We start from the raw sequence: 26231 nt of genomic DNA, 5'->3' as shown, positions 1-26231 counted from the left end.
AAATGAGTAATCAATAATAATTAAAAGGGATGCCGTTTGGCATCCCTTTTAATTTATATAAATCAGTATTATTTAGAAATTAATATTAAATATTCCCAGGGTTGAAGGTTCAGCGGCTGATCGACAGTAAGGCTCACCTCTTTCCCGGTAAACTCATCATTGTAATTACCTGCCACTGAGGCATCAGTTAGATTCATTGTCTGTGGTTCGCCTGAAAAATTGAATATACCTATTACCTGATTACCATTCTTTTCACGCTTAAAAGCATACACTTCCTCATCATTATTGATATGAACGGTAATCCCACCATACTCACCGGCATGAAGAGCTTCGTTATCAGTATGAATTTCGATTAGTTTGGTGAAAAAATCCTGGTAATTATTTTCATCTGTCCAGTCTATAGTGTCCTTGTCAAAGAATTTTAATCTTTTGTCCATTCCTGCTTCCTGACCACTATATAACATTGGCATCCCATATGCAGTAAATGTCATCGCAGCGAAGGTTTTATATCCTTCACCATACCGTTCAAAAACAGTCCCTTCCCACGAATTAACATCATGATTGGTGGTCATCGTTAACCTGAATGGTTTTCTACCATATTTTTCCTGATCATTTTCTATATATTCAGCTATTTCTTTCCCTGGCTTTTTGTCCTCTCCTACTTCGTTGGTGACACCAAGTAAACCCCAGGCATATGTAGCATCAAATTCCAGATGTGCACGAGGCTCATCAACTTCAGCAAGCCAAAAAAGATCTTTCATTTGATCAAGTTCTTCAGTAGCCTCCTCCCAGAAATACATTGGTATATCGTGGATCGGGTGATCACATCTGAAACCATCGAGATCAGTTTCTGACACCCAGTATTTCATTTCCTCAATCATAGCCTTCCTTGTTTCAGGATTAGTATGATCAAGAAGTGCGATATCAGTCCAATCTGCTTCGTAAATAATTTCTCCCTGATCATTCTGTTCATAATATTCCGGATGTTCAGTTATCCATGGATGATCCCAGGCAGTATGATTTGGCACCCAGTCCAGAATCACTTTCATATCCATTTCATGAGCTTTATTTACAAGGGCTTTAAAATCTTCCATTGTTCCAAATTCGGGATTTACTTTCTTATAATCCTGAATCGAATAGTAACTACCTAGCTCTCCTTTTCTGTTTTTAACTCCGATTGGCTGGACAGGCATTATCCAAAGCATATCTACACCCATATCATGGAGCCTCTCCATGTCATCCATAAATGCTTTGATGGTACCATCGAGAGTGTGCTGCCTGATATTTACCTCATAGATAATATCAGAAGCTGCTAATTTGGGATAAACAGGTTTTATATTTTCATTTTTATTCTTATTGTTGGTTGGCTGACCTGCCTGAGTTTGGGCATTATTGCAGGAAAATAAGAATATCGAAAATGTGGAAACTATAAATAAAATTCTCTTCATGTTTACTTAGGTTATAATTTGAAGAGAAGGAATATAATATATTTTATCAATTTTACCTTTTTAGAATACTAACGTTCTAAAAAAAATAGCCAGATTGACTAAAAAAGACCTCTATTGAAGGTGATTAATCCTGTTTTTTAAGTTTAATACGTACTTTTACTTCCATTTGCTGAGGATTACCGTCAACGATTCCGGAATTCCATTTTGGTCCGGATTTTAATAGACGTATCGCTTCTTTAGTGAATTCTTCTCCATCAGTTTTATCAACTTTAATTGTTCCGATTTCACCATCACTGAATATTGTAACGATCAGCTTTACAATTGATTTATCAAAATCATATCCTTCCGGAAACTGCTGATTGTCTTTCACATGATTTCTTAATGCCCGGAACCCACCTTCTGGACGTGGTAAAATAATTTCAGGATCATAATCTTGAGAAGAGCCATATCCTGTTACCACTACTTCCGATAATTGATTTACATCTTCAGAAAGTTGAACTGACACAAAATTATCAATCCTGTCTAGTTTTATTTCTTCTGTCTCATAGCCTATTGAAGCAATTGTTAATTCTGCTTGAGAAGTATCTAATTTTATAGAAAAGTTACCTGAAATATCTGTTACTGTACCTTTTGCTGTCCCTGTTACTACCACATTAACTCCAGGTATTCCTTCTCCAGATTCATTGACAACTTTTCCCTTTATCTGCTTTTGCTTTGGAATGGTCGAAGCAACACCTCTTATCCTTATTTCCTTTTTTTCGGATATATCTGATTCTGTAAAATTCTCTACTGCAGCTGAAGAAGGCTCAACACTTAGCTTTTCAGCTTTTCTCTCCTCTTCTATTTTAACTCCTGCAATTTTACCGGAAAGAGCCTCTTCCAAATCTTCCTCTTGAATCTCCGTAATTAATTCTTCTTCGGATATTTCTAAATCCAAATCAGCTTCATTATTTTGAAGCTTATCAGGTATTGGTTCAGAAATTGGTTTTGATAATTCCTCTTCTTTTGCTTTTTGAAAAGACTCTTGACTCTTTTTATTATCAAATTTTTGTTCTGAAATAAAATCACCTTCAGCCATTGTATCAGCTATGACAGGTTCACGTTCTTCATCAAATTCCTTAACAGGTTCTGATAAACTGTTATTCTGTTCTTCTACAGCATCATTTTCGAACGCAATTTGTTCTTCAACAGGATTTGAAAAATACCATATCGATAACCCGGAAATAACAATTATAATAATTGAAGCAGCAATTGACATCCATGGATACCCCCTGTCTTCCCTTTTTATAGAGGATTTTAGATCATTGACATCAGATTCAATCAATTTTGAATCAAACTGTTCAAATCCCTCGATAGCATCAGATAAAAAAGGATCATCAAGTGCTTCACGCTCTATTTGATGCTCCTCTTTTGAGTCTAATTCTCCCCTGAGATATTTCAATATGGTTTTGAAATCAATGCGCATGATCCTTACTACGTAAAGCAGTTTCCATACATATTTTTAAATTTCGTTTACCGTTTTGGATATAACTTTTTACTTTTTTCAACTTTATACTGAGCTCTTTCTCAATTATACTGTAGCTTTTTTCCTGTAGAAAAAACATTTCCACACACTCTTTCTGTTCAGCTTTTAGTTTATCAATGCACAATTTTAATTGTTCCAGATTATCCTCAAGCCGAACCTTTTCTTCAATATCATGATGCCCATTATCGGATAATTCCATAAATGCGAGATCCTTTTTTTCTCCATTAACGAATAGCTGGGGTTTTTCCTTTCTTATTCGCATTAAAGAAGCATTTTTCACCTTGACATATAACCAGGAAGAAAAATTTTTGATCTCGTGTTTCTTAATATCATCACCTAATTCAGCATATACTTCCATCACAATATCCTTGGCGTACTCTCTGTTCTTTAAATATTTAAGCGCTACACCATAGGCTTTATCGATATACCTGTCGTAAAGAATCGATATATATTGGTGATCAGGATTCTTATTGTATTTTTCAATAATCTCCAGATCTGAAAGTGATGATATGTTTGTGCGTTTTAAAAACAAGTTCAAAAAGTAATCCTCAAAAATTGAACCTTTTTCAGGCAATTCAAAAAAAATAAAACTTTTTTTATGGAATCATTTCAACTACTGCATCATGACTGTGAACACTAAAAGCTAAAAGTCATGAAACGAATTTTTCCAATCTTAAGTGCGGTAATATTTTTACTAGCCTTTAATATCGAAAACCCTCATAAGGTGACAGGGGTTGTTACGGATGAAAATGGCCAGGGAATTCCAGGGGTAAATGTAGTAGAAAAAGGGACCACTAATGGAACCGTTACTGACATTTACGGTGCCTACGAATTAACAATATCTGGTAAACATTCTGTTTTAACTTTTTCGTCAGTTGGTTACAAGACACAAGAAGTTAAAGTTAAGGGTAAAAATGAAATTGATATCACCTTAAAACAAGATGGTACCAAATTACAGGAAGTAGTTACAACTGGGATGGCTGAAGAAGAGCTGGATATGGAAATAAGTCAGCCAAAAAACAAATCTGTTATACGAATTCGTGGCGTTGCATCCGGGATAAACCCTCAACAAAGTCATGTTGTACAACATGATAGTTATACCAACTACAACACAGAAGATTATGCGGTAATTAATGAAAACCAGTTTCATAAACCTTCAGATCAACCACTTTCTACATTTAGTATTGATGTGGATGCTGCTTCTTATAGTAATGTCCGACGATATTTAAATAATGGTCTTAAACCTCCAACAGATGCAGTGAGAATTGAAGAAATGATCAATTATTTTAATTATGATTACAAAGAACCTTCAAATGAACATCCATTTAGTATCAATACAGAAATAGCTGATTGCCCATGGCAGGAAGGTCATTATTTGCTCCATGTTGGACTTCAGGGTAAAAAGATTCCAAAAGAAAATATCCCTGCTTCCAATCTTGTCTTTCTGATCGATGTAAGTGGTTCGATGGGTAGTCCAAATAAACTCCCTTTATTAAAGAGTGCATTTAAAATGTTAGTAGAGGAGCTTCGTCCGGAAGACCGGGTTGGGATCGTTGTTTATGCAGGAGCAGCAGGAATGGTACTTCCTTCAACTTCAGGAGACAAAAAAGCCGATATAATTCAGGCGTTAGACAACCTGAATGCCGGAGGGTCTACAGCTGGTGGTGCAGGAATAAAGCTGGCTTACAAAATCGCTGAAGAACACTTTATCGAAGAAGGAAATAATCGAATCATTTTAGCTACTGATGGAGATTTCAATGTCGGTCAAAGTAGTAATGGCTATTTGGAAGACCTCATTGTTGAAAAAAGAAAGTCAGGTGTGTTTTTAACAACTCTTGGGTTTGGAATGGGCAATTATAAAGATGATAAGATGGAAATTCTTGCCGACAAAGGAAATGGAAATTACGCCTATATTGATGATATCTCTGAAGCCAGAAAAGTATTTGTAAATGAATTCGGTGGAACAATGTTTACTATCGCAAAAGATGTAAAAATTCAAATAGAATTCAATCCTGAAAAGGTTGCTGGTTACCGATTGATCGGATATGAAAACCGAAAATTAAATGCTGAAGATTTTAACGATGATAAAAAAGATGCCGGTGAATTAGGATCAGGACATTCGGTTACTGCTATTTACCAGGTGATCCCAATAGGTGGTCCTTCTGCCGGATTTTTAAAATCTGTCGATGATCTTAAGTATCAAAAAGATAAGTCAAAAGGTAAAAAGTATTCTGATGAATGGGCAACTGTTAAATTCAGATATAAAAAACCAAATGGGTCGAAAAGCATTCTGATGACGGAAATAATCAACAATACACCATCTGATTTTCATGAAACATCGGATGACTTTAGATTTTCAGCAGCTGTAGCATCTTTTGGTTTGTGGTTAAGAAGTAGTGATTTCATGGGTGAAAGCAATCCTGAAATGGTTGTAGAAATAGCTAAAGAGTCTTTAGGGAATGATGAGTTTGGCTATAGACACGAATTTTTAAAAATGGTCAAATCTTCAAAATATATGGCTAAGATGGATTAGATTATAATTAAAAGCAACAGTTAAAAAAGAAGGTTAAATACAGCCTTCTTTTTTTATTTAAAATAAATCTTGTATTTAATAAGATTTCACTATTAATTCGCGCTTCAACTATGTAATTATTTTTTTCAACCAATAAATTTATTGTAATGAAGCTATTAAAATTAGTAGGCCTTTCTGTAAGCCTCATGTTATTTTTTTCATGTTCTCAACCTGAAACCATTACTCCGCAACCAAATGATAACAACAGTTTTAATGAGGATGCACGTTTTGTTGAAGGTGCTGACACAACAACTATTAAAATCAGCGAAACGGAATCATTTAACCTTAATAATTTCTTGGTAAGCCTAGAACAGCTTTTTCCAAGCGAAAAGAAATTAGAAGACAGATTTGAACATATTTTCGATGGTAAGAAAGTTAAAAGAACAATACTACACGAATCTTCATTTGGTGAATTTAATGTCTACTTTGGAGGATATTACTTCACATATAATTCAGATAGCATTATAACATCTTTTAGTTATTCCAAAAAATGGTCTTCTCAAAGTCATTTTGAAGTCAATAATATAACTTATGATAAGATCGGAATGATAAAGAATTTTGAACTCACTTTTACTGAAACTAATAATACCTATATATATAATTTTGAATTTGATGAAAACAAATACATAACCTCATCTTCATTAACCGGCTATTTCACTAAAAATTATTTTTATAATGAAGATTTTGAAATTTCCAAAATCACCAGGGACGATAAAAGTTTCATCCAATTTGCTCGCAGTGAAAGCAAAGACATTCTCGCAATTTATTATTATAACACTGATTCAGTAAAATATGGAGAATATCAATGGCAATACGAAAATAATCGAGCATCTAATTTTTATAAAACTAGAATAGTTAATGGCGAAAGAGAAATTTATGAATTTAATTCCTATGAGTATGAAAATGATATTTTCAGCAACACTCTATATAAATTATCAAAGCAACAACAATATTATATTGACCATACCAGCAAATTTACCATCGATAATAAAATGTTAGAATATCACGAGCACCGATATGATTTTATTGATGGAATACAATTCACTGATTATATATTTGTACATAAATACCTAAATGATCAGGGTGAAAAAATATACAAAGTGAAGTATTATGATATCACTGTGGAAGAAGAAAATCTAAAAGGGTATTTTGTTCCTACTGAGTTTAATGGTAATAAAATCATTAAAGGAGATTTATTCGATAAGCTAGGCAATAAACTTTATCGAGTTAATATAAACCATGACTTTTTTAGTGAACATAGTTATACTATTTGGCCAGAAAATGGTGAGGGCAGTGTTTATCTTAACGATCTACCTGACTGGATGAGAAGCATATTATGGCTTAACCGTGAAAAAGAAATCCCGGAAAATTATAATGGAAGATAAAAACTTTGATTAGTTTAAATTAAAATTTAAAAGCAGGCTTCAATTTATTTAGCCTGTTTTTTTTTAACTTCTATCATGAAATCATTATCGGTAGAAAACTTATTTTATTCTCTATCAATTCTATTTATTTCGGTTATAGAAATACATTGTCAAACCGACAATCTTCAAATAGAAATTAACAACATAAAAACCTTTGAAGGAGAGATAAAAGTCTCTGTTTACACCAGGGAAAATGATTTTTTATCGCTGAAAGATATTTTTAAATACAAAATTTTTCCACCCTCCCAACCTATTGAAGTTATTTCATTTTCCCTGCCTCCTGGCGAATATGCTATCGCTGCTTATCACGACATTGACAACGATGGAAAAATGAAAAGAAACATTCTGGGTATTCCGAAAGAACCCTATGGATTTTCCAACAACTTTAAATTAAAATTTTCAGCCCCAAAATTTGAAGATTGTAAATTTGAAATTAAGCCTGATGAAATAAAAAATTTGGAAATCCAGTTAAATAAATATTAAAAAACAGAGGCTTTTTTAAAACAATAAATGCACTAATCGATTTTAATAGTGTGTTTAAACAAATAACGATATTATCACTTATAGTTCTGCTTTGTTCAGGATTTGGAATTAAAAAGAACGACAACCAGGGTGAACTTGTATTAACTGTTTCGAATATTACCAATATTTCAGGCAAACTCAGAATATCAGTTTACAACCAACAAAACAAATTTCTTTCTGAAGAAGATCTATATAAATATCATATAGAAAAAGTCACTTCCAACAAACTGAGAATCACTTTTAAGCTTCCCGAAGATGTGTATGCTATTGCAGTGCATCATGATCTGAATGAAAACGGTGAGATGGATAAAAATTTTATTGGCATTCCAAAAGAGCCTTTTTGCTTTTCTAATAATGTATGGCCTAAATTAAAAGCTCCGGAATTCACAGAATGCATGATTGATTTACGGAGAGGAGAAACCAAACAAATAAACCTTTCTCTGGATACTTATTAGCAAATTTTATAATACTCATCACTCATTTACTCATATATCTCCTGTTAATTATTTAAATTAATAGGATTATAACCCAACCAACATACAAATGAGTGAATACATCTTATCTCTCGATGCTGGTACTACCAGCAACAGGGCTATACTTTTTAATCAATCTGGGCAAATCGAAAGAATATCAGCAAAAGAATTTGACCAGATTTTCCCACATCCTGGCTGGGTGGAACACAATCCGGAAGAAATCTGGGCAACACAAAAATTCGTTGTAAGAGACGTTATCAAAAAACACAACATCTCTGCTGCAAATATAAATTCAATCGGAATAACCAATCAGCGTGAAACTACATTAATTTGGGACAGAGAAACAAGTGAACCGATCTACAATGCTATTGTCTGGCAAGACCGACGCACAGCTGAATATTGTGATGAATTAAAAGACAAAGGGTATACCGATATAATCCATCAGAAAACCGGATTACTGATCGATGCATATTTTTCAGCTTCAAAAATCAGATGGATCCTCGATAATGTTGACGGAGCAAGAGAAAAAGCAGAAGAAGGAAAACTGGCTTTTGGTACTGTTGATACATGGTTAGCCTGGCGATTGACTCATGGAAAAATACATATCACCGATGTTACCAATGCCTCAAGGACCATGCTTTTTAATATTCATGAGCTCCAATGGGATAAAGAATTATTAGAAATATTTGATATACCTGACAGCCTGTTACCGGAAGTTAAGTCCACCAGTGAAGTATATGGCAAAACTATCAAAAATCATTTTGGAGCCGAAATACCCATAGCAGGAATGATCGGCGATCAACAAGGCGCTCTTTTTGGCCAGATGTGTATTGAAAAAGGAATGACTAAAAACACTTACGGAACCGGTTGCTTTGTCGTAATGAATACAGGTACAGAAGCTATTATCTCTGAACATAATCTTTTAACAACCATAGCCTGGCAGATAAATAATAAAATTAATTATGCTCTTGAAGGAAGTATTTTTATCGGGGGAGCCATAATTCAGTGGCTAAGAGATCAATTACAAATCATCAAGCATGCTGCAGACATTGAAAATCTGGCTCTTTCAGTTGATAACAATGGAGGGGTTGTGTTGATACCGGCATTTGTTGGATTAGGAGCGCCTCATTGGGATCAATACGCCACCGGAACTATTATTGGCCTGACAAGAGGAACCGGGAAAGCTCATATTGCCAGGGCTGCATTGGAAAGTATTGCACTACAATCCATGGACGTGATTTCTACAATGACTGAGGATTCTGGAATTGAAATTATCGATTTACGTGTTGACGGTGGTGCTGCTGTTAACAACCTGTTAATGCAGATTCAATCAGATCTTATTGGTCAAAAAGTCACCCGCCCGAAAATAACAGAAACAACCGCTTTAGGAGCTGCATATATGGCTGGCCTGGCAACCGGATTCTGGTCGGGAATTGACGAAATCCAAAAATTATGGGAAGCAGAAAGAACCTTTGAACCTGAGAAGCAAACTGATCAGGTTAAAATAACTATTAATAACTGGAGAAAGGGACTCGAAAGAGCTAAAAACTGGAACAAGTAAAGCCATATCACATGAATAGGGAAAAGCAGATAAAAAAAATAGAGGATAATACAGAACCTTGGGATGTATTGGTGATCGGCGGTGGCGCAACTGGCTTGGGAATTGCCGTTGACTCGGCTTCAAGAGGGTTTAAAACGCTACTGCTAGAACAATCTGATTTCGCAAAAGGCACTTCAAGCAGAAGTACCAAACTTGTACATGGCGGGGTTAGATATCTACAACAGGGAGATGTATCACTAGTTATTGAAGCATTGAAAGAACGAGGATTAATGATGCAAAATGCTCCTCATCTTGTCAGAAATTTATCTTTTGTGATTCCCTCCTACGAATGGTGGAATGGTCCTTTTTATACAATTGGTCTTAAAGTATATGACCTGATGGCAGGTAAACTTGGACTTGGACCATCAAAAAGTATTTCGAAAGAAGAAACGATAGATGCATTACCAACTATTTCTCAACGTGATCTGAGAGGCGGAATTGTTTACCAGGATGGACAATTTGATGATGCCCGTATGGCAATCAGTTTAGCTATGACTGCAGAAGAGTATAATGGGGTATTGTTAAATTATATGGAAGTAGTAGACTTACTGAAAGATGAAGAAGACTTGATGATAAAAGGTGTTATAGCCAAAGATCTTGAAACAGGAAAAGAATATAAAATCCTCGCAAAATCGGTGATAAATGCTACGGGAGTTTTCGCTGATTCAATAAAGAAAATGGATGAGCCGGATGTTAAACCCATGATCCGTCCAAGTCAGGGAATTCACCTGGTTTTTGATAAGAGCTTTCAACCAGAAAGCTATGCAATCATGGTTCCACAAACTTCAGATGGTCGAGTAATGTTTGCTGTACCCTGGTATAACAGAGTAGTTGTTGGTACAACTGATACATTGATCGATGATATTGATCTTGAACCCCAGGCTTTGAAAGAAGAAATTGATTTTATACTTGAAACAGCGGGTCAGTACCTTTCCAAAAAGCCAACAAAAAAAGACATTAAAAGTATTTTCGCCGGATTAAGACCACTAGCTGCTCCAGAAGATGGGGATGAGATGAGCACAAAAGAGATCTCCAGGCACCATAAGGTACTAATTTCTCTTTCCGGGCTTATTACAGTTATCGGTGGTAAATGGACTACTTACCGGAAAATGGCCGAAGATGCTGTTGATAACGCAATAATGATCGCTGGATTGGCAGACAGAAAATGTATTACCGAACGATTACCAATCGATGGTTATGATAGAAATACAGTACCGGGTAGCAACCCGATGTCTGTTTATGGAAGACATAAAGAAGACTTACTTGAAATTGAAAATAATAATCCTGATTACAAAGGGTGGCTCAGTGAGGAACTTCAAATAAAAAAGGTCCAGGTTGTTTGGGCAGCCAGGGAAGAAATGGCGCAAACGGTCGAAGATGTACTTTCCCGTCGAACCAGGGCTTTACTTCTTGATGCCAGGGAAAGTATTCGGATAGCCCCGGAAACAGCCAAAATTCTGGCAAAAGAACTAGGTAAAGATAAAAACTGGATCAAAAACCAGATTGAAAATTATAATAAACTCGCTTCACAATATTATATTCAGGAATGAACGAATATTTTGCAGAATTCATTGGGACTTTTTTACTGATTTTACTAGGAAATGGTGTTGTGGCTAATGTGGTATTAAAGGATACCAAAGGCAACAATAGTGGATGGATTGTCATTACTTTTGGCTGGGGAATGGCTGTTTTCATAGCCGTATTCATTGTAGGTCAATTTAGTGGAGCCCATATAAACCCTGCTGTAACTTTCGGGTTGGCTCTTTCAGGACTTTTTGAATGGTCGAAGGTAACTCAATATATAATGGCTCAAATGGCTGGTGCAATGACCGGTGCCTATTGCGTATATCTTTTTTACCTGGAGCATTTCAGGCGCACCCAGGATGGTGAATTAAAAAAAGCCTGTTTTTGCACTACACCAGCAATCAGAAATAATTTCAATAATTTATTCTCAGAGATCATCGGAACTTTCGTACTGGTCTTTGCGGTCCTTTACATGAGTAAACCATTATTAGAAATTGATGGAATTCAATCAGCACGAGTTGGGCTCGGGGCTCTTGATGCACTGCCCGTAGGACTCCTGGTATTTGGAATTGGTTTGAGCCTGGGAGGCACCACAGGATATGCTATCAACCCGGCGCGAGATTTAGGGCCCAGGTTAGTATATTCTTTTCTTCCAATTCGAAAACATGCTGAGACAGATTGGAAATATGGTATTATACCAATATTTGGACCTCTGGTAGGTGCTGCCATAGCAACAGGAATATTTCTTTATATCAAATAAAAAAGCCGACATTTTTTGCCGGCTCTTTTGGTCAGTTCACAGAGATTTAAGTATTAAATATTAATTCCAGCCAAATACAATTGCCGGTAATAGTAGCAATATTCCTGATGCAATAACCATTATAAAAAAGAGGGGAAGCATCCACTTCAACCATTTTTCATAAGGCACTTTACCGATAGAAAGAACTCCCATAGTCACTGCACTGGTTGGAATAATCAAATTCGATAAGCCATCACCAAATTGAAAGGCTAATACAGCAGTCTGTCTTGAGATGCCTAACAAATCACTTAGAGGTGCCATAATTGGCATAGTTAAAACAGCCTGACCACTACCACTTGGCAGGAAAAAGTTCAATAAACTCTGAACTACAAACATCATTTCCACAGAAATAGCTTTCGGCCATCCTTCAGCTAATGAAGCTAATCCATGTAAAATCGTTTCAATAATTTTACCATCCTCAGCAAGAATCAACAGTCCTTTACTTAAGGCAACAACCAATCCTGCAGTTAAAACATCTCCAGCCCCTGTCTTAAACGCATCGACAGCTTCCTGTATATTCATCCTGTTGATAACTGCGGATAATAATCCCATACCAAAAAATACTGCCGCAATTTCATTGATATACCAGCCATATCGGGTTACTCCAAGAAGGATAATTGCCAAACCTCCGAATAACAGAAACAAGGTGACTTTCCTTATTGGTGTAAAGCTGACCTGCTCAACCTCACTTTCTGTTCCCGTCTCCACTAATGCAGGATTATATATTTTCCTGGCATACCTCATGATGTAAAACACAGCCAAAAATGTTAACACTACCCATACGACCATCCTGTATTCATATCCACTAAACATAGGTACTTCTGCAATCTCCTGAGCAATACCTATTGTAAATGGGTTGGTTATTGCCCCTGCAAATCCTGCTCCGGCACCAACAAAAGGTATGGCAATTCCCGTTATAGTATCATAACCCAGCGATTTCGCCATCGGAATCGTTAGTAACACAAAAACCAGTACCTCCTCACTCATTCCGAAGGTGGCCCCCATAATTGAAAAGAATATTATGATTAGCGGAATGATCACTCCTTTTGCTGTAGGGTGTTTTTCACAAAATCGAACAAGCGACTGAAGTGAAGCTGTTACAGCTCCTGTTCTGTTAAAAACCGAAAAAGCACCTCCAACTATTAATATAAACCCAATAATCTGTGACCCTCCTATAAATCCTTTGATCGGAGTCATTAGGAAATCTAAAAATCCTTGTGGGTTCTCTTCTACATAGTGATAAGTGCCCGGAATTAACACTTCACGCTCACTGCCATTTGACAATGTAATTGTTTCTTTTTCATATTCGCCGGAAGGAATTATCCAGGTGAGAATTGTAAATAAGATTAAAAAACAAAAAATTATTACCAGAGTATCAGGAACTCTTCTAATCTTCATCATTCGTGTGTGTTGTGTGGTTTAAATTATTTCTGTTTAAGGTAAAAATTATCCCCCGGGAGATAAATATCCAGAATTATTCCTTTTGTCCCAAGTTTTCCGTTCTTTCTATTTACATTTTGATTAGAATTCTCAAAAGTAATAACCTGGCTTTCACCGATCACCTCAGCAGAATCTCCTTTTACAATAATGGCAGTAGATTCATCAATACCAACTCCAATCTCATCCGGAAAAGTCATGATAGCTGTTAATAACCGGTTATACCTGGATCTCTTAACAAAATGCTGATCAATAATTACTCCATCGATGAGCGCAAGACCTTCAGTCCAGTCAAAGTTTTCTTCTTCCAGGTGTCTGTAGGTGGTATGGTATTCAGGATACTTTCTTTCATCTCCGGTAATCATCCTTCGACTTTGAACAGCAGCTCCGGCGGAGGTGCCTGCTATTACTGCTCCTTCAGCGTATCTGTCTCTGATTATATTTCCAATCCTGGTACCGGCTATTCTTTGCATAAATCTTCTTTGATCTCCTCCAGAAATATAAATCAAAGATGCATTGGATAATGAATCAATTTGAGTCTCACGATACCCTGATACTGAATCGTATTCAACACCATATATATTTTCATATCCCAGATCACTAAATTGCTTTTTAGCATACCAGTTGGATGAATCCGGTTCAATACTTGACATTGGAAGGATCATTCCATAACCAGTAGTATCAATTCCTGATTCGGTCACAATTCTTTTTATCATTTCTTCAGGTCGGCTTCCTCCACCAATGATAATAAGTGATCCTTTATTCAAATTAACTTGTGTAGTATCGGCTGAATCCCTTTCATCAAATTCTGTATTGTTCTGATTGTTACCTTCTGTACAAGCATAAAAGACAAAGCAACTAAGAATCAGATAGATATATTTCATGATTTTAATATTTAAAATAAAAGCGGTAACCAATTTAATGATTACCGCTCAATTATACATTAACTAAAATTACTGAATACCTACTATTTGTATTCCGACCGGATCAGTAAGACCCGATGCAATAGTCTGAACCTCAGTTCCGTCGAAATTCGCCCTTTTTAAAAGTCCGTTTCCGGCTTCTGTCCAGTAAACCTTCCCCTCAGCATAAGAAATCGATATCCCGAAACTTCTTCCATCTACTCCATTATTATCACCTGCGGGTGCAACAAGCGTACTGACATTAGTACCATCTAGTCCTGCACTTAAAAATTCTGGCCCTTCATCATTGTGAAAATAGATCATATCACTTTCCTGGTCCACTGCGATTGAATATCCATAGCCTCCTGCGGAATATCCGATAATCCTTTCGAAACTTCCATCAGAAACATTGACTTTCCATACTGCTTCAGCGTCAAAATCTACAGCAGTTATATAGACAAATCCCTGGAAATAATCTATTCCTTCAGGCAAAGAAAATGTTGCTTCCTGTGAATCTGAAAACAAGTTCGTTTTTGTGCTATTTTCAAGATCAACCGTGTAAACAGCATTGCCACCCCTGTCTACTACATAAGCATTTCCTGAGGCCTCGTCTAATGCTATACCATGAGGATTTGAAAATCCATCTACAACCATTTCCGGAACATCATCATTAAATCCCAGAGAAAAAACAGCACCGGCATCAGTAGCAGTAAAATAGATCTTTTCCCTCACCGAATCGATTGCGATATCAAACGGAGAAACATCAAGGGATACATCAAGAATTCCTGTTTGAGCATCATAAATCCTTTTACCTGAATTTGAAGCAACAATTACCGGGAAGTAAGACCTGTTAGGATCCCTTACCTCGATTGTAGTAGTTTTACTATCTGTATCCCCTTGACCTACTACGGTTAGCGTTACCTCATAAAATCCAGGCTCTGTATAGAGATGAGTAGGATTGGCTTCCTCAGAGGATTCCCCATCTCCAAAAGCCCAGTAATAAGAAATATCATCCCCTTCTGTAAAGACAGCATCACTATCAAAAGTTGCAGTTGCCGGAGCAAACTGATCATTATCCAATTGATAAGTAAAATCTGCTTTAACAATCGTAAATGGAGGGATCAATGGTTCTTCTTCTTTACATCCAGCTATAAATAAAAGGATGAAAACAGACATTATTAATATTTTAAATGTTTTCATGATCATTGATTTTTAATGAGTGTTAAACCTCTCGGACTAGAAAGTGATCCGGCAAGTGTCTCCACATTTTCACCAGAAAGATCTGCTGCTCCGATCAAGCCACTATCTCTGTTAGTCCAATAAATTTTACCTGTACTAACATCAATAGAAATACCGTAAATCCTGTCAGCTGTATCGACCAAATTAATTGCCCAACCTTCTTCCACATTTCCCTCAAGATCGGCTCGTTTTATTGCTCCAGCATCCTGATCATGGAAATAGATCGTTTCATTTGTTTTGTCTATACCTATACCGATTCCTCCTATTTCAGGAATAATTTGTTCTACTGAAGAGCCATCATATGAGACTTTCAAAATTCCATCAAGCACCGGGTCGTTGAGATAAACATTCCCATTATAAACTGAAATACCTTCCGGATACTCAAACCCATCCAGGTAAGTTGCAATAGTTTGCACATCGGTTCCGTCAAGATTCGCTCGTTTCAAATCACCTGTAGAAAAGTCTGTCCAGAACATATATCCTGCATTTCCATCTACATCGATCAGCCATGGTTCAGTCAGACCTGTAACCAGCTCTTCCAGCCCACTCCCATCAGGGTTAAGTCTCCAAACTTTATTAACAGATTCATCAACGTTATCTGCATCGGTGATGTAAACCATTCCGTCAACCGGGTTATATGAAATACCTACACCCCAGCCTGGCATCTCAACAAGATCCTGAGTGATCACATCTGATCCAAGCAACGTTCTTCTAAGGAAAAAATCCGAAGGATCCATAAAGTACAGCTCATCAGGCCTGGTTCGGATGGTAATATCCTGTGAATATTCAGCACTACCATCTTCATTTGTCACTATTAATGTAACAGTATAAATTCCTGGTTGTGCATATTTGTGAACAGGGTTTGTATCGGTAGAAGTTGAACCATCTCCAAAATCCCATTCATAAGTCACTCCATCTAGAGAGGTATTATTGAATACTATATCACTATCTGCGATCAATCTGTCAACATTCTCCACTGCAAACGAAGCAACTGGTAATATTCCTGATATTGTTATCGTTTGATCCAGTTTACTGGAACCACCTTCGTTTTGAACTACCAATATCAGTGTATATGAACCTTCTGTGGAGTAGGAAAATGAAGGTGATTCACCGTATATCAATTCACCGTTACCCAGCGACCATTGGTAAGTTGCTCCATTCTCTGAAGTATTGGTCGGAGTAATTACTTCTCTTGCCTTGAATGTTGTGGAAGGCAAGGTAAAACCTGCTTCCGGAGCCGGAATGTTTTCTTCGTCATCACAAGCAGTAAAGACAAAAAGAAAGGTCAGCACCAGAAGACTATATATTTTAAAATATTTCATCATATCTTCTAATTTTAATATCCCGGATTTTGAAAAATAGCCTGATCATCAGTGATATTCAATTCCCTTAACGGAACCGGATAAATCCTCCTGAATGATTCACGATTAAGCACTTCCTCGAGCTTACCTAACCTTGACAGATAATACCAGTAAACTCCCTCGGCCGGAAATTCCAGTCTTGCTTCCCTCGTCAGGACATCATTGAAATCTGCAATTGAATTAACAGATGATGCATCTACGGGTCCAAGACCTGCCCTGGCTCTCAAAACATTGATATCTGGCAGGCCAGTTGTCGGGCCATTATTTCTAGAGGTGGCCTCAGCTCTGATCAAATACATTTCTGCAAGTCGTATTACAAATGCATTTCCTTCACCATTATCCTGATTAGTTCCGTATTTTGTACATCGGAAAAAATTACCAATATTTTCTATTAGCACTCCTCTCTCATCGTTACTCTGATACATCTCTGCTGCTTCATCAGTCATCACTATTTCAGCTTCTGTACCAAACATTAAAAATGTATAGTTACTAAAGTCCTGCTGAGTGAAATCGACTTCGAAAATTGATTCTGATGTTCCTTCAGAAAATATGTCAACATAGTCTTCCTGTAAATCGTAATCAAAGTTTTCAATCACATCGTTAGCGTAGTAATATGCAGAATCATACTCACCTTGATACAATTTAACTCTCGCCATAAGAGCTTCAGCAGCACCTTTATTAGCAAAAATAGGATCACCCGCCGCAGGAAGTCTGTCGATAGCTTTAAATAGATCACTTTCTATAAGAGTATAAGCATCTGAAACATTAGAACGCGGAGTAACTACAGGAGCCGTTGCTACCTCAGTTGGAAGAGGAATACCATATTCACTTGAGATATCCCAGTATTCACCCCACTGTCTGAGTAATTCAAAATGGGCTAATGCACGACTGAAATGGGCAGTTCCTGTATATTCAGCAGCCTCACTCTCTGAAACATCATTTAAACCCGGCACCTTAACGATTATATTATTTGCATTATTTACAATGCTATACCAGGCGATCCAGCTGTCTTCAACATGAAAGTTAGCTGAAGGCACAATGCCCGAGCCTAACTCCTGCCATACGGCCTGGAACTTTACAGCTTTCATATTTTTAGCCATTAATTCAGTAGCATAAACAGCATCAGAACCATAGAGGCTACCATCCTGCATTTCATTATACAACCCAACTACAGCTGCTTCAGCTGATACTCTGTCAACTATAGCTTCGTCCGTAGGGATTGTATTGGGCAATTCCTGATCCAGCAAATCGCAGCTGGAAAAGGTTAAAATTGCTGTTAGTGTATATATTATTTTCTTCATGGTCTTCATATTATAATCCTATATTTAAACCGATCGTAATAGTCCTGGCTTGTCCTAGCGTACCGAAGTCCTCACCTTGAAGGGTATTCAACGAACCATCAGAAGCAGTATTGGTACTTACCTCCGGATCAAAACCTAAATAATTCGTAAAAGTCAAAAGGTTTTGAGCCTGACCGTAGATCGTTAAAGATTGCAATTTCATTCTCTCAAGACTACCCGCCGGGAATGTATATCCCAGTCTTACATTTTTAAGTCTCAAGTAGCTACCATCTTCGAGATATTGGGTTGAAAACCGTTGAAATTGTGCTTCAGGAGAAAACTCATCAGCATGACTTGGTCTTGGAATATCTGTTATATCGCCTGGCTCTTTCCAGTAATCCAGAGATCGGGCGTTCTGATTACCAAATGGTATACCGCCCTTCAGAGTACCATAATTTTCAAAAGCATACCTGCTTTGGTTAAATATCTGGTTTCCGTGCTGGAACTGGAAGAAAACACTCAGGCTCCACCCTCTGTAGCTAAAGTTATTAGTAAATCCGCCATAATAATCAGGTTGTGCATTTCCAGCTACTACCCTGTCGTCCAGATTGATTATCCCATCGCTGTTTGCATCCAGAAATACTGCATCTCCGGTCTGCGGATCTACACCAAGAAATTTGATCAGATAAAAAGTGCTTAACGGCTCTCCTTCTTTAAGGATAAAATTTCGACTCAAAATTTCACCATCATTAATCACATCGATCACTTCATTCTCTAACCATGTTATATTAAATGATGATGTCCATCTGAAATCTCCGCTTTCTATATTTATAGTATTTAATGACAATTCGACCCCCTCATTAATAATATTTCCATTGTTAGATATTAATGAGCGGAAGCCTGTTGATCCCGGAATATCTGCATTTAAAAGCAAGCCATCTGTATCCTTCTTGAAATAATCAGCAGTCACTTCAAGTCGGTTATCAAAAAATCCGATATCTATACCTATATCAGACTGAACTGTTTTCTCCCAGGTAAGATCAGGATTACCCAGTTGAAGCGCTGAAGAACCTCCTTCACCTGCATAACCTGCTGAACTACGATAGGTAGCTTCTGCGATTGTACTGCCAATAGACTGGTTACCAATTGCTCCGTAAGACCCTCGTAATTTAAGAGTAGAAAGGAATGAATCGTCTGGAAAGAATGATTCATTGTGAACATTCCAGCCTGCAGACCCTGATGGGAAAAAACCGAATTTATTGTTTTCACCAAATCTACTTGAACCATCAGCTCTTCCTGTAAAAGTGAAAGTATACCGGTCGTCATAAGTATAATTCAGACGAGCAAGATAAGACACCAATCCAAATCTGAAACCTCCGTCTGAGGCATTGGTGATCTGACCTGCCGCTGCAGTCGAAATGACCTGGTTAGTTGAATATCCGGAAGCATCGATCACAGAAAACTCTTCAACTGATTCCTGGAAAGTAATGCCAACTAAGGCGTCAAAGAAATGATCATCATTGAATGTATTGGTATATTTCAGAGTATTTTCATTGATCCAGCTCGATGATTGGAAAGTACCATAAGTCCCTAATCCGATATCTGTCTGGTTATAGCCTTTTGGTACAAATCCGCGATCTATCAGAGAGTTGTAATCCAGACCTCCACTAGATTTAAATGTCAGGTTCGGTGTGATGTACCATTCAAGACTAAGTGAAGATTGCAATCTTGAATTTTTGGAAGTATTAACATATTCCCGGGCAATCAAAAGAGGATTTTCTAAAGCCCACCAACTATAGGTATCGAAAGGATTTACGTAAACTCCGTTTTCATCAACCAGTGGGAATCTCGGATCCCATGCCTGAGCATTTACTATTACACCGTATTCATCATTTTCTCCAATAGTTCTTTCATGAAAGCCTCTGGCTAGAAAGGTAGTGGTAGATATTTTCACTTTGTCATTTGGGCTGTAATCAACATTGACCCTTCCTGATATTCTTTCATATCCCTGTCCTACCTGAATACCTTTTTGATCAAAGTAATTACCAGACAGGTAGTAATTGAACTTCTCAGTTCCTCCGGAATAACTGATATCCGCATTATTTATAGTACCTGTACGAAGTATTTCATCGTAAACATTATAGTTCGGAAGATCCGGGTTATTTGGGTTACCAAGAATTTCATTCCAATAGTTTTGTCCCAATCCATCGAACTCAGCTGCTGCATTTAAAAACCCGATCCATTCTGATGATGACATCATATCTGGAACATTCGTAGCCTCTGAAAAGCCGGCATAATACCCAATATTCAATTTATCTCGACCTGCTGATCCTCTTTTGGTAGTGATGAGAATCACACCATTCGCACCTCTTGATCCATAAATTGCTGCTGCTGATGCATCTTTTAATACAGTAACAGACTCAATATCATTTGGATTTAATTCAGCTAATGGATTTATTGGTTGAATATTACTACTCAGTACTGAGTTATTTTTCACCTCTACAGGAATACCATCAATAATGAATAACGGTTGCGAAGAAGCTGAAATAGAAGTTGCTCCCCTGATATTAATGTTTGTTTGTCCTCCAGGGGTACCAGAGGGAGAAGAAATATTTAATCCTGAGGCACGTCCCTGAATTGCTGCATCAAAACTACTTGTAGGAATATCATTAAACTCGGATTGATCGATTGTGGATACTGAAGAAGAAATATCCTGCTTCTTTTGAGTCCCATATCCGACCACAACCACTTCTTTGAGCGATTGAATATCAGACATTAGTGTGACGTTAATTTGAGTACGCCCATTTACAGAAACTTCTTCAGTTTCGAAACCAACGCTGGAAAAAATCAATATTGAATCTCCTTGTTGCAACTGAAGATTATATTCCCCTTCAAAATTGGTAGTAGTTCCCCTGGAAGTCCCTTTTACCAGCACATTAGTGCCTGGCACTGGTTCTCCTGACTGAAAGTCTGTGACTTTACCTTTGACTATCTGCTGTGCATTAACTGATACAGCAGAGAATCCTGATAAGAGCAACAGACAAAATAGTCCTAATTGCTTCATAAGGTTATAGTTTAGTTTTTAATTACTTTAAGTATTAATAATATGAGTTTGATAAAGACCCGGTCAGGTCAATATCCATTGGTTGACTTAAAGGAGTATGTTAACAGTCAAAAATTGGCTGTAACCCCATCTGTTGCAAAGACTTGGCAGCCTGCACAGGTATCTCTCTGGAACCGATATTTATAATATTCGAATTCAAAGCTTTACTACAATAGGAATTTGTTTATTAAAATAACATTATTTTCAATATCTGTCAACAATACCAGTATAATAGTATGAGATTTTTCTTGAAACCTGATTTTTTCGTTACTAAATGCTCTGGTATTAACTAACTCCTGACCAGTAATTGAATAAGCACTGACATTTAATTTCTTATGCTTCTCAGAATCAAACCAAAGCGAATTCCCATCCTGAAATAATTTGACATTGGTTTTTAAGTCATTAATTCCTGTTATGGGATTTTCATTATTTTCCCAACCCAGATCTTCTGGTTCTTTAGCATTATAATCTCCAATTGAGATAAAATAATTTTCATTAGCAAAGGAATATGAGCCATTATTAAATCCTACTATCTGACGGGTTGAACCATTGGCGTCATTTCCAAATTTCACTCTACTATATTCTGTTGCCTGATTATGAAATATTATCCCAGGAACTGTACCATGTACACTCAGGTTAGCTTTATCTTCTGAACCTGAAATTTTTAGATAGGTTTCATCTTGTAAAAATATCGAATTGCTTAAATCATAATTTATTGCAGCCCAATGTCCCGCAGAAGTTAGATTCTCATAAAAATCGGTTGAAAAAGCATAAGTATCTGCAATTACTATCGTAGATGAGATGAGATTAAATCCTTCACTAAACTGAAGAGAGCCAGTATAAGAAGCTGCAGGATCATTCTCACAGTTATGGCAGTACCTTTCTCCAATTGCTTTCGCTGAAGATCCAATAGCTGCTAATGTGACTCCGGAATTATTAATTGCTTTTTTTAGTAATTCTCCTGTTTGTCCGGAAGAAAAATTTTCAATCTCTATCGGATTTACATTAAAAATAACAAAATGCCTTGCCTGCCTGATCTTATTTCTAAGCCCTACTTGTAGTGCACTATTGCTGGCTTCACTAAGTTCAATCCATGTTATTTCAGAATCAAAAGAATTCCTCAGTTCATTTGCCAAAATACCCGCTTCAGAATCTCCGGGATTACTAATCAATATAGCACTATCAACATCCAGAAAAAAATCTGTAAATAAAGCTTCCAATTCAGCAAACTTAGTTTGCTCTTGAGCAAAAATTATCTTATCTGCTTTACCGGTTGTCACATGTGATGACTCTTCATAGTTTGGCCTGGCATTTATTTTATTTAAATCGACTGATTGCCCATGAATAATTGAAAAAGTCTTAATCCCCTCTCCAATGAGTTGATTATTAATTATTTGGGGAGCTGAGTTTTCAAAATAATAAAAATGAGCACCACCGGTACCATATAAAGTTGCAAGGTTATTTTCATCAATTGCTAAAGCCGTTTGATCATCTACACCAATACCTTTTATTAATTTATTTTGATCAATATAATATCTTGCTATAAAGTGAATTAACCGGGTAAATCTGCCTCTTTCTGTAAAATGGGTATCAAAAATATATCCGGGTTTGAAAGGTAAAAAATCATTTTTTAAGGTGATATCTGAGAGATTGACATTTTCTAATGTCTGATCCGGATAAACGCCAGATCTTTCAGCTGTATAGTCCACACCTCCTAAAATTGCCATTCCTGCGCTTGTACCACAGATTACTCCACCCCTGCTATATACCGTATGAATTGCCTCTTCTACTTTGGTACTTTTATACTCCTGGTAATAAATTGACTGATCCCCACCTTTAATGAAAATAACATCAGCACTGACCAGAAGATTATAAATATCACTATTTTGAGCTAAAACCCTATCCGGTACCGAAACATTAAAAGATGCTGTCGCACCAAGAGAAATAAAATAATCTGGCAGCCATTGAGATGGATTCTCTTCATAAGTTAAAATAGCGACCTTTTTGTTTTCACTATTGTCAATTGCCCATTTGTAAGGAGCATTACTCCATCCCCAGGATTGATCTTTTTCTGATCCTCCTCCCACAAGAAGTAATTTCCCCTGACCTTTTACAGAAAGACTTATTACCACTAAGAAAATAAAAAATGGAATTATAGATTTCATTTACGTTAACACATAGATTAGTTCTAATTGAATTCGATATGAAACAAAAAGAATGTGCTAACAATCAAAGACAGGCTGTAAATTACGAAGGCTTATCGGCTTAAAACCACCCGATAAGTCACGAAGTTTAGGATTAATATGTTCGTAATTCACTTTCATTGATTCCAATATTAATAAAAAATCAATCTTTAAACAAAATTAAATTTTAAAGAAAATATTGTTAACATATAATATTCAGACAAATAGGGATGTTAAAATGTCCGTAAAATAAAAAAGCACCTGCAAGAGGTGCTTTTAATAATTTTTTATTTCCTGATCTCAATTATACAGCAAAACTTTCACCACATCCACAAGTACGTGTGGCATTTGGGTTTATAAATTGAAACCCTTTTCCATTAAGACCATCACTAAACTCCAGGGTTGTCCCTGCCAGATAAAGTAAGCTCTTTTTATCTACTAAAACTTTTATACCCTTATCTTCAAACACCTGATCCGAATCCTGAATATTATCGTCAAAATCCAGATCGTACATTAATCCGGAGCAACCACCGCCTTTGACAGATACCCTTACATGATGGTTTTCTGTCAAGCCATCCTCAGCACGGAGAACATCTATTCGGTCTTTTGCTTTATCTGAAATTTGAATCATAATTCCTCTACCTTTTTATCTGTAACATAAATACGCTTAAATTGCGTATATGTTTTCCCTTTTGGGATTTAATACAAAAATAACACTTGAAATACCATAAAAACAACTTTAACCGATGATTGATAAAATTGAACACCTTGGTATAGCTGTTAAAGATCTAAAAACTGCCTCCAAAACTTATGAAAAGCTTCTGGGTATCAAACCCTATAAAGAAGAAAAAGTTGAATCTGAAGGTGTCACTACCTTATTTTTTCAAACAGGAGAATCTAAGATCGAATTATTGGAAGCTTCAAATCCAAACAGCGCGATAAATAAATTTATCGAGAAAAAGGGAGAAGGCATCCACCATATCGCTTTTGCTGTAAAAGACATAAAAGCCGAGATGGAAAGACTTAGATCCGAAGGATTTAAATTATTAAATGAAGAACCTAAAAAAGGTGCTGACAACAAATTGATCTGTTTCGTTCATCCAAAAGACAATCATGGAGTCCTGATTGAATTATGTCAGGATGCCGAATGATCAGTTACCGTAATAATCTTTCTGGTTATAGAGAGTTTTTTCGTACCGCTTCTGCTTCTTCTTGCCTTCTGCAGTTTTGTAATATGGCTTAGGTCCGCATGAAGCGAAAAAACCAACAACAAACAATAATAATACAACTGCTTTAAAAATCTTCATATCAAGCTGGTTTAAACTTTATTAGGTGCAATTTAAAGATAGTATTAAATAATTGTAAATTTGTCGCATGAAAAAAGAAAGCAATCAACAGGAAAATAATACATCAAGGACAGAACTTGGGAAATTAGGTGAATTTGGGCTCATTAATGAAATGACCAAAAACATCAAAATTCAACATAAGGAGTCTATTCTTGGTGTTGGTGACGATGCGGCTATAGTTAATAACAGTGATCAGACACTGGTTACTACGGATATGCTTTTAGAAGGAATCCATTTTGACCTGAGTTATACCCCACTAACACATTTAGGATATAAGGCAGTTGCAGTGAATGTATCTGACATTGCTGCAATGAATGGTATTCCCAAACAAATTACAGTCAATTTAGGCCTGAGCAATCGATTTTCTTTAGAAGCAGTAGAAGCTTTATACCAGGGTATTTATGCTGCATGTGATGATTATAAAGTAGACCTGATCGGTGGAGACACTACTTCTTCAGCATCCGGACTGGTAATATCTGTTACTGCCATCGGTCATCAGGCTGAGGGTACGGTAGTCAGAAGAAATACAGCAAGAGAAAGCGACATTATTTGTGTATCCGGTGATCTTGGAGGGGCTTTCATGGGCCTTAATGTACTTGAAAGAGAAAAACAAGCATATAAAAGCAATCCGAATATTCAACCTGACCTGACTAAATATTCTTACGTGGTGGAAAGGCAATTAAAACCGAAAGCCCGTATGGATGTAGTCTATGAACTAAAGGAACTGGGCATACTCCCTTCTTCTATGATCGACATCAGCGATGGGCTTGCCAGTGAATTATTTCATATTGCATCGCAGTCAGGATTAGGCGTTCAGATCTATGAAGACAAAGTTCCGATAGCAACAAAAACTTACGAAACAGCCGTAGAATTTAATATTGATCCGAATACAGCAGCATTAAACGGAGGTGAAGATTACGAACTTCTGTTTACCATCTCACAAGAAGATTATGAAAAAATCAAAAATCATATGGAGCTAACCACTATCGGATATATGCATGCAAAAAGTAAGGGGATGAATTTCGTCACAAAGAACAATCAGGTTATCGAACTCAAAGCACAAGGATGGCAACATCTTAAATAATATAAAAAGCCCCGAAAAATTTCGGGGCTTTTTTTAATCTTCCGGATAAGGGATATAAATGAAATTCGTAAAATCCTGATCTACTACAAACAGGCAACAAAATTCATCCGGATCCTTATACGATTGTTTAAATTCTTCAACTTTATCTTCTTCTATAAGTTTACGCTGAACAAATTCATCTAAATAAGTAGCATAAACATTCCAATCTATTGCCATTTCTTCTTTGGCGATCAGCATCTGTCCGATCGGCTGATCCACTTTTGAAACTGGAAAAATCGGATGCTCACTAAATTTTCTTGACCTTATCTGGTAACTGGCTTCTTTTAACGTGTCAGCAATTACCGCAAAATCTTTAGTAATTGTTCCGAGATATTTCCCTTTTAAATTTAATTCCGGATCGTTCTGCATT

General features: G+C 36.7%; 22 protein-coding genes. 9 read left to right on the top strand and 13 right to left on the bottom strand.

Translation table 11 applies throughout. The annotated features are described in order from the left end of the window. Positions 1-68 precede the first annotated feature (68 nt). The 3 genes from OO013_RS06435 to OO013_RS06425 all read right to left on the bottom strand — a co-directional run bounded on the left by OO013_RS06435 (position 69) and on the right by OO013_RS06425 (position 3505). The gene (locus OO013_RS06435; protein ID WP_266055876.1) at positions 69-1448 is read right to left on the bottom strand and encodes an alpha-amylase family glycosyl hydrolase; all 1380 of its coding nucleotides are present in this window, start codon (positions 1446-1448) and stop codon (positions 69-71) included. Between the two features lie 124 nt (positions 1449-1572). Continuing rightward, on the bottom strand, positions 1573-2913 hold the full coding sequence (locus OO013_RS06430) for a carboxypeptidase-like regulatory domain-containing protein (protein WP_266055875.1): 1341 nt from the start codon (positions 2911-2913) through the stop codon (positions 1573-1575). Then, a complete protein-coding gene (locus tag OO013_RS06425) occupies positions 2903-3505 on the bottom strand; it encodes an RNA polymerase sigma factor (RefSeq protein ID WP_266055873.1) in 603 nt (200 codons plus the stop codon). Before OO013_RS06425 ends, OO013_RS06430 begins: the two co-directional genes overlap by 11 nt. Before the next feature lie 120 nt (positions 3506-3625). Here OO013_RS06425 and OO013_RS06420 point away from each other — a divergent pair, with 120 nt between their 5' ends. From OO013_RS06420 to OO013_RS06390, 7 genes are all read left to right on the top strand, one after another. Further along, complete coding sequence (locus OO013_RS06420; protein ID WP_266055872.1) at positions 3626-5506, top strand: vWA domain-containing protein; 1881 nt, start codon at positions 3626-3628, stop codon at positions 5504-5506. Positions 5507-5652: 146 nt separating this feature from the next. Next, a complete protein-coding gene (locus tag OO013_RS06415) occupies positions 5653-6930 on the top strand; it encodes a hypothetical protein (RefSeq protein WP_266055871.1) in 1278 nt (425 codons plus the stop codon). 75 nt (positions 6931-7005) lie between these two features. Next, a complete protein-coding gene (locus tag OO013_RS06410) occupies positions 7006-7452 on the top strand; it encodes a DUF2141 domain-containing protein (RefSeq protein WP_266055870.1) in 447 nt (148 codons plus the stop codon). A 50-nt stretch (positions 7453-7502) separates the two neighbouring features. After that, entirely contained in the window at positions 7503-7946 is a 444-nt protein-coding gene (locus OO013_RS06405; protein WP_266055869.1) for a DUF2141 domain-containing protein, read from the top strand. Between the two features lie 88 nt (positions 7947-8034). Next, on the top strand, positions 8035-9525 hold the full coding sequence (glpK, locus tag OO013_RS06400; protein ID WP_266055868.1) for a glycerol kinase GlpK: 1491 nt from the start codon (positions 8035-8037) through the stop codon (positions 9523-9525). Between the two features lie 11 nt (positions 9526-9536). Continuing rightward, positions 9537-11114, top strand: coding sequence for a glycerol-3-phosphate dehydrogenase/oxidase (locus tag OO013_RS06395; RefSeq protein ID WP_266055867.1), 1578 nt, complete (start codon positions 9537-9539; stop codon positions 11112-11114). Continuing rightward, entirely contained in the window at positions 11111-11848 is a 738-nt protein-coding gene (locus tag OO013_RS06390) for an MIP/aquaporin family protein (RefSeq protein WP_266055866.1), read from the top strand. Before OO013_RS06395 ends, OO013_RS06390 begins: the two co-directional genes overlap by 4 nt. Before the next feature lie 60 nt (positions 11849-11908). On the opposite strand, the gene OO013_RS06385 is transcribed toward OO013_RS06390, so the two are convergent. From OO013_RS06385 to OO013_RS06350, 8 genes are all read right to left on the bottom strand, one after another. Continuing rightward, entirely contained in the window at positions 11909-13288 is a 1380-nt protein-coding gene (locus OO013_RS06385) for a YfcC family protein (RefSeq protein WP_266055865.1), read from the bottom strand. A gap of 23 nt (positions 13289-13311) precedes the next feature. Further along, positions 13312-14208 carry a cyanophycinase gene (locus OO013_RS06380; protein WP_266055864.1) on the bottom strand — a complete coding sequence of 299 codons (897 nt, stop codon included), beginning with the start codon at positions 14206-14208 and terminating at the stop codon, positions 13312-13314. 69 nt (positions 14209-14277) lie between these two features. After that, positions 14278-15426: a PKD domain-containing protein gene (locus OO013_RS06375; RefSeq protein WP_266055863.1), complete on the bottom strand. Its 1149-nt coding sequence runs from the start codon at positions 15424-15426 to the stop codon at positions 14278-14280. A 2-nt stretch (positions 15427-15428) separates the two neighbouring features. Further along, a complete protein-coding gene (locus OO013_RS06370) occupies positions 15429-16790 on the bottom strand; it encodes a PKD domain-containing protein (RefSeq protein ID WP_266055862.1) in 1362 nt (453 codons plus the stop codon). An 11-nt stretch (positions 16791-16801) separates the two neighbouring features. Then, positions 16802-18127, bottom strand: a complete 1326-nt coding sequence (locus OO013_RS06365) for a RagB/SusD family nutrient uptake outer membrane protein (protein WP_266055861.1) — start codon at positions 18125-18127, stop codon at positions 16802-16804. A gap of 10 nt (positions 18128-18137) precedes the next feature. Then, positions 18138-21170: a SusC/RagA family TonB-linked outer membrane protein gene (locus OO013_RS06360; protein WP_266055860.1), complete on the bottom strand. Its 3033-nt coding sequence runs from the start codon at positions 21168-21170 to the stop codon at positions 18138-18140. Between the two features lie 206 nt (positions 21171-21376). After that, complete coding sequence (locus tag OO013_RS06355) at positions 21377-23374, bottom strand: cyanophycinase (protein ID WP_266055859.1); 1998 nt, start codon at positions 23372-23374, stop codon at positions 21377-21379. A 322-nt stretch (positions 23375-23696) separates the two neighbouring features. Next, on the bottom strand, positions 23697-24023 hold the full coding sequence (locus OO013_RS06350; protein WP_266055858.1) for a HesB/IscA family protein: 327 nt from the start codon (positions 24021-24023) through the stop codon (positions 23697-23699). A gap of 115 nt (positions 24024-24138) precedes the next feature. Between OO013_RS06350 and mce the strand changes: the two genes are divergently transcribed. After that, a complete protein-coding gene (gene mce, locus OO013_RS06345) occupies positions 24139-24543 on the top strand; it encodes a methylmalonyl-CoA epimerase (RefSeq protein WP_266055857.1) in 405 nt (134 codons plus the stop codon). On the opposite strand, the gene OO013_RS06340 is transcribed toward mce, so the two are convergent. Further along, entirely contained in the window at positions 24544-24699 is a 156-nt protein-coding gene (locus OO013_RS06340) for a hypothetical protein (protein WP_175402856.1), read from the bottom strand. It lies immediately after the preceding gene. A gap of 67 nt (positions 24700-24766) precedes the next feature. On the opposite strand from OO013_RS06340, the gene thiL reads away from it, so the two are divergent. Next, positions 24767-25822 (top strand): thiamine-phosphate kinase, encoded by a 1056-nt coding sequence (thiL, locus tag OO013_RS06335; protein WP_266055856.1) that lies wholly within the window; start codon positions 24767-24769, stop codon positions 25820-25822. 33 nt (positions 25823-25855) lie between these two features. Here thiL and OO013_RS06330 read toward each other — a convergent pair whose 3' ends face one another. Further along, on the bottom strand, positions 25856-26230 hold the full coding sequence (locus tag OO013_RS06330; protein WP_137091991.1) for a hypothetical protein: 375 nt from the start codon (positions 26228-26230) through the stop codon (positions 25856-25858). Between the last annotated feature and the right edge of the window lies 1 nt (position 26231).

This window comes from Mangrovivirga halotolerans (genome assembly GCF_026241165.1).
GTDB classification, from domain to species: Bacteria; Bacteroidota; Bacteroidia; order Cytophagales; family Cyclobacteriaceae; genus Mangrovivirga; species Mangrovivirga halotolerans.
This window is presented reverse-complemented; position numbering and strand designations above follow the sequence as displayed.

Excerpts from the sequence above, each read along its gene's own strand:
- OO013_RS06430 (WP_266055875.1), bottom strand. The coding sequence starts at position 2,913 with ATGCGCATTGATTTCAAAACCATATTGAAATATCTCAGGGGAGAATTA.
- OO013_RS06410 (WP_266055870.1), top strand. The coding sequence starts at position 7,006 with ATGAAATCATTATCGGTAGAAAACTTATTTTATTCTCTATCAATTCTA.
- OO013_RS06390 (WP_266055866.1), top strand. The coding sequence starts at position 11,111 with ATGAACGAATATTTTGCAGAATTCATTGGGACTTTTTTACTGATTTTA.
- OO013_RS06395 (WP_266055867.1), top strand. The coding sequence starts at position 9,537 with ATGAATAGGGAAAAGCAGATAAAAAAAATAGAGGATAATACAGAACCT.
- OO013_RS06435 (WP_266055876.1), bottom strand. The coding sequence starts at position 1,448 with ATGAAGAGAATTTTATTTATAGTTTCCACATTTTCGATATTCTTATTT.
- OO013_RS06385 (WP_266055865.1), bottom strand. The coding sequence starts at position 13,288 with ATGATGAAGATTAGAAGAGTTCCTGATACTCTGGTAATAATTTTTTGT.
- OO013_RS06415 (WP_266055871.1), top strand. The coding sequence starts at position 5,653 with ATGAAGCTATTAAAATTAGTAGGCCTTTCTGTAAGCCTCATGTTATTT.
- OO013_RS06340 (WP_175402856.1), bottom strand. The coding sequence starts at position 24,699 with ATGAAGATTTTTAAAGCAGTTGTATTATTATTGTTTGTTGTTGGTTTT.
- OO013_RS06375 (WP_266055863.1), bottom strand. The coding sequence starts at position 15,426 with ATGAAAACATTTAAAATATTAATAATGTCTGTTTTCATCCTTTTATTT.
- OO013_RS06420 (WP_266055872.1), top strand. The coding sequence starts at position 3,626 with ATGAAACGAATTTTTCCAATCTTAAGTGCGGTAATATTTTTACTAGCC.
- mce (WP_266055857.1), top strand. The coding sequence starts at position 24,139 with ATGATTGATAAAATTGAACACCTTGGTATAGCTGTTAAAGATCTAAAA.
- OO013_RS06360 (WP_266055860.1), bottom strand. The coding sequence starts at position 21,170 with ATGAAGCAATTAGGACTATTTTGTCTGTTGCTCTTATCAGGATTCTCT.
- OO013_RS06355 (WP_266055859.1), bottom strand. The coding sequence starts at position 23,374 with ATGAAATCTATAATTCCATTTTTTATTTTCTTAGTGGTAATAAGTCTT.
- OO013_RS06370 (WP_266055862.1), bottom strand. The coding sequence starts at position 16,790 with ATGATGAAATATTTTAAAATATATAGTCTTCTGGTGCTGACCTTTCTT.
- OO013_RS06380 (WP_266055864.1), bottom strand. The coding sequence starts at position 14,208 with ATGAAATATATCTATCTGATTCTTAGTTGCTTTGTCTTTTATGCTTGT.
- thiL (WP_266055856.1), top strand. The coding sequence starts at position 24,767 with ATGAAAAAAGAAAGCAATCAACAGGAAAATAATACATCAAGGACAGAA.
- glpK (WP_266055868.1), top strand. The coding sequence starts at position 8,035 with ATGAGTGAATACATCTTATCTCTCGATGCTGGTACTACCAGCAACAGG.
- OO013_RS06350 (WP_266055858.1), bottom strand. The coding sequence starts at position 24,023 with ATGATTCAAATTTCAGATAAAGCAAAAGACCGAATAGATGTTCTCCGT.
- OO013_RS06365 (WP_266055861.1), bottom strand. The coding sequence starts at position 18,127 with ATGAAGAAAATAATATATACACTAACAGCAATTTTAACCTTTTCCAGC.
- OO013_RS06330 (WP_137091991.1), bottom strand. The coding sequence starts at position 26,230 with ATGCAGAACGATCCGGAATTAAATTTAAAAGGGAAATATCTCGGAACA.